4 protein-coding genes and 1 pseudogene are annotated in these 4,276 nt (G+C 66.6%); 3 read left to right on the top strand and 2 right to left on the bottom strand.

Going from position 1 to position 4,276, the window contains the following annotated elements; genetic code table 11:
- Positions 1-102 precede the first annotated feature (102 nt).
- Positions 103-831 (bottom strand): right-handed parallel beta-helix repeat-containing protein, encoded by a 729-nt coding sequence (locus tag GJ629_RS14740; RefSeq protein ID WP_197428649.1) that lies wholly within the window; start codon positions 829-831, stop codon positions 103-105.
- Positions 832-848: 17 nt separating this feature from the next.
- Entirely contained in the window at positions 849-1,682 is an 834-nt protein-coding gene (locus GJ629_RS16460) for a hypothetical protein (protein ID WP_197428648.1), read from the bottom strand.
- Positions 1,683-1,947: 265 nt separating this feature from the next.
- On the opposite strand from GJ629_RS16460, the gene GJ629_RS14735 reads away from it, so the two are divergent.
- The 3 genes and pseudogenes from GJ629_RS14735 to GJ629_RS14725 form a co-directional block, all read left to right on the top strand.
- Positions 1,948-2,502 carry a 2Fe-2S iron-sulfur cluster-binding protein gene (locus GJ629_RS14735; protein ID WP_157513700.1) on the top strand — a complete coding sequence of 185 codons (555 nt, stop codon included), beginning with the start codon at positions 1,948-1,950 and terminating at the stop codon, positions 2,500-2,502.
- A gap of 69 nt (positions 2,503-2,571) precedes the next feature.
- The gene (locus tag GJ629_RS14730) at positions 2,572-4,014 is read left to right on the top strand and encodes a hypothetical protein (RefSeq protein ID WP_157513699.1); all 1,443 of its coding nucleotides are present in this window, start codon (positions 2,572-2,574) and stop codon (positions 4,012-4,014) included.
- A 72-nt stretch (positions 4,015-4,086) separates the two neighbouring features.
- Positions 4,087-4,276, top strand: a pseudogene (locus tag GJ629_RS14725) (hypothetical protein); the annotation flags it as partial.

Below are 4,276 nucleotides of genomic sequence, written 5' to 3'. Positions count from 1 at the left end.
CGGTGTCGGATTCGGTGTTGACGCTCGACATACTCGTCTAGAGTGGCGTCGAGTGCATATAGGCGGGTGCCACACTGCACCCAGTGAACGCGGCGAGGCGCGTCAGGAGATATCGTTGTACAGCTGGAGAGCGTCGAACAGCGTCCCGGCGGTGCGCTCGCCGTCGAAGTCGAACAGGTCGGGGTTGTTCCGGATGGCGTTGCTGTCGCGTTCGTTGTAGTAGTGGAGGGCGTCGAAGAGGTCCGCGTCCCCGTCGCCGTCGACGTCCTCCAGTTTCGAGTCGCCGTCGTGGCTCCACGCCGGCCCCTCCCCGCCGGGGACGGTGACCCACGGCTCGGTCCGCAGCGTCTCGTCGGTGAGCGTTCGGCTGTCGATGTGGCGCTCGCCGGTCGGGGTGACGAGAGTGCTGTTCTCGATGGTGACCGTCCCGTTGTCGACGGCGACGGGGGCGTTGGCCACGGTCAACCGGGAGTCGACGATACGACAGTCCTCGCTGTCGCGGAAGTGCAGCCCCCGGCGGTCGCTGCCGCGCTGGTCGATAGTGCAGTTCCTGAAGACGGTGCCGTCCCGGCCCTCGATTCGACCCGTGACGCCATCGGTGGCACTGCCCCGTATCGTGCAGTTCTCGAACACCGGCGACGACGCGGACTCTCCGCGTTCGGGGAAACACCGGACGGCCGGGACCGACGGCCGGTCGATGGTGACCGTGGTGTCCCGGATCAGCGCGCCACCGTTGGCCTGATGGAAGACGATGGCCCCGAAACTGTCGGCGGCCGCCGCGCCGAAGGTGATGTCACACCCCTCGATTACCTGCCCGGACTTGTTCCGCAACCGGATCCCGCGGGCGTTCAGCGTCCCCAGCCGGGCGTCTCGTCGTCGACGACGACCGTCGCGTCCTCGATGCGGGACCCTGTCGTCCCGAGGCGGAGCCCCGAGACGTTGTTGTTCAGGTAGGTGCCACCGACGACGCGGACGCGGCCGTCGTTGCCGTCCGGGCCCCCGGGGGCCGACGCGTACAGCCCGTTGTCCGAGAACCGTTCGAGCGTACACTCCTCCAGCAGCAGGTCACCGGCGTGGTTCTGGGCGACGAAGACGCCGGTCAGCGAGTGGTTGTCGCCGACGTTCCGGGCGAGTAGGTTCTCGATACGGGCGCTGCCGTCGGGGTCTCTGACCTCGATTTTGACCATCGCTATCTGGTTCGAGCACGAGCCCAGATACTGTACGTCCCGAACTGTCGAGTCGCCGTGCAAAAAGAGGTGGATGGGGCCGCCGCTGGGGGCCTCGCGGAAGTCAAAGAGGAGGTTCTCGAGGTGGAGGGAATCGACGTTGTCGAAGTGGACCCACGGGTGGCCGCCCCGGCAGTCCCCGGCGGCGGGGACGAACCGGGCGGAGTCCTCGCCGCTGCCCACGACGCCCAAGCGGTCGTACTCGCCCACGCGGAAGTAGTCGATGAGGTACGTCCCCGGTTGGAACTGCAGGAGAGTGTCGTCGCCGGCGAACTCCTCGAAGATGTCGGTGACTGGTTCCTCTCCGGTCGGGTCGGCCCCCTCGGCGACGGCGTCGACGACTGTCCCGAACTCGTCGGTGACACCGCTCGCGGGGGACGACGCCCGTCCGTTCACCGCGCCGATACCGGCGATACCCGTCACTCCCGCCGCTCCGAGGAACGCTCGTCGTTTCATATCGTCCCCGAGAAAGGACTATCGTCGCATAGTTATGGGACTGTTATCGGCCGGTAAGCCGGCTCATATCCCGGTGGAAAGCACTGAGAACACTGATTTCGGAGCAGAGCGTGACCGAAAACGAACGACGAGGGCGGTCAACACCCCGGAGGCAGTGGGCAGCTTCAGCCGAAAGCTGTAGGCCGTGTGTCATAAAATGGTTTGTGTTGCGGTAACATATATCTCGTCCAGTAGCAAAAAGCCCTAATAGTCGGTACAGGGGTGTATGGACGGATCCACTTCGTCCGAGACGACAGAGGAAGCGGCCGCCGAAGGGACGTGCGTCGACAGTTGTCTGCGTCGGCGAGTACTGCTCGGCGTCGCGGCGACGGGGGCGATGGCGTCGGCCGGATGTCTGGGCGGCGGTGAGGACGGCGACACGACAGACGATCCGGAGGAGACGGACGCGCCCGAGGAGACGGAGATGCCGGCGAACGGCGAGCAGACGACCGCCGGCAACGGGATGGAGACGACGACCGACAGCGGCGGGCAGACCTACGACATCGAGTACGTCGTCCAGGAGGCGACCGTCGGTGTCGGCAGCACAGAGACGCTCCTCGACGCCGGCCTCGACGAGGGACTGGAGATGCCCTACCAGTGCGAGGTGGGCGTCTGCGGAGAGTGCGCCGCCACCGTCGACGGCGACGGGACGGAACTCGTCGAACACGACGGCGCGGAGGCCATCGACGAGGCCCAGATGGCGGACGGCTACGTCCTGCCGTGCGTGGCCGAACCTAGAGCCGAGTTCTCGCTCACAACCGGGAAGGCCGACGAAATCTGAGCCGGGAGCGGGCCCACCGAGCGGGAACCGACGGGCGGTTATTTGAGTTCGTACGGACACGTCACAGCTATGGACGAGGAATCGCCACTGTCCTCGGATCTGCAGGACCGTCTGGAGAACGCGGGGCAGTCGGGGGCCCAGAGCGGCACGCTGGCGCTGAGCGAGCGGACGGGATACGTCGGTGACGACGTCACGATTATGGGTCGGAACTTTCCGGCGGACACCGAGTACGACCTCGTCTGGGACACGGTCGACGGTGACTGGGGCGTCCTCGAAGGGTACCAGATCGTCGGCCCGCAGTATCAGCCCCGGGAGGTGGAGATATCGACGGTTCGGACCGACGAAGACGGCCGGTTCGACGTAACGTGGACGGTACCCGAAGACTTCGGCGGGGAACACAAAATAACCGCGGTGCGAGAGGGGCGGGCAGTCGCCAGAACCGAGTTCGAGATAACGCCGTGGTTCGAACTCGAGCGGACGACGGTCACGCTCGGCGACCCGCTACAGGTCGTCGGCTACGGGTTGGGCCCCGGTATCTCACACTCGAACTTCCAGCTCTCGTGGGACAACAGCTACGTCGGCTTCCTGACCGGCGTCCGGAACCGGGGGACCGCCACGGCGGCCGTTACGGCCACCGGGCCGCCGGGGGACCACGTCCTGCAGGTCTGGCGCAACTACCGCGGTGTCCCGTTCGTCGCGAACAACACGCAGTCGCCGCTCGGTTCCGTGGCGGGGGAGCGGACGAACACGTGGACCGTCACCGTCACGCCGCCGGAATCCCCCCCGGAGACGGCGTGGGTCGACGATCTCGTCGCGGAGGAACCGCTCGACGTGCACCTCCTCGACGTCGAGACGGACCCGGACGCCGACCTGTCGATAACGCCCCAGTGCGGCCCCGCCGGGACGGACGCCGTCGTCTCGGGGACCGGGTTCCCGGCGAACGAGACTGTCGACCTCGAGTGGTATCAGCACGTCGGCGACGGGATCCGGGGGATCAGTGTTACACCGACGCCGCGGCCCGGCGTCCTGCCGACGGTGGAGACGGACGCCGACGGGAGCTTCCGAGCCAGTGTCGAGATTCCGCCGGCTGAGGGGTCGACGCGGCCCATCGTCGCGGAGGTCGACGGGGAATCCGTCGTCCAGACCGGGTTTATGATGCAGCCCTCTATCGAGACGTTCGAGCCCCGGCGCGGTCCGGTCGGTACCGAAGTAGAGATAGAACTCTCAGGCATCGGCTGGACGGCCTACGAGAGTGCGCCGTTTTTCGTCTACGACAACAAACAGCTGGGCTACGCCTGCGGTGCGAGCGACGACCTGCGAAGCCCGACCGTCCGCACGGTGCTGCGGGCGACCGGTGACCCGGGCTATCACTTCATCGACGTCTACCCGTCGCTGTTTGAGGTGGACGACGACGAACCGGAGTTCGAGGTCCGGCCGCACCTCTCGTATCTCGACAACCATCCGGTGCGACCGCTCGCGGCCGCTCATATGACCTTCGAGGTCACCGAGTGACCGTCACCGAGCGAAGACTCACCGTGTGGGGTTCCTCGGGAGGCTTTTTATCGCGGTCTTCGAAGCCGAGCTATGGGCAGCGACTCACTGTACGACAAGCATCTCGAGGTGTTCCTCCTGTGGGCCTGCCGGGAGACCGGCGTCACGGCGGCGTTGCTGGATGGGCCGACGGACGCCACGACCATCGTCAAGGAGACGGAAGTCACGGAGCGGGCCGCTACCGCGGCGCTCGACGCACTCGTCGACGAGGGGTACGCAACGG

Origin of the sequence: Halapricum sp. CBA1109 (genome assembly GCF_009741825.1) — an archaeon.
Taxonomy (GTDB): domain Archaea; phylum Halobacteriota; class Halobacteria; order Halobacteriales; family Haloarculaceae; genus Halapricum.
Note: the sequence above shows the minus strand (reverse complement) of the source record. Positions and strands in the feature narration are given on the sequence as shown.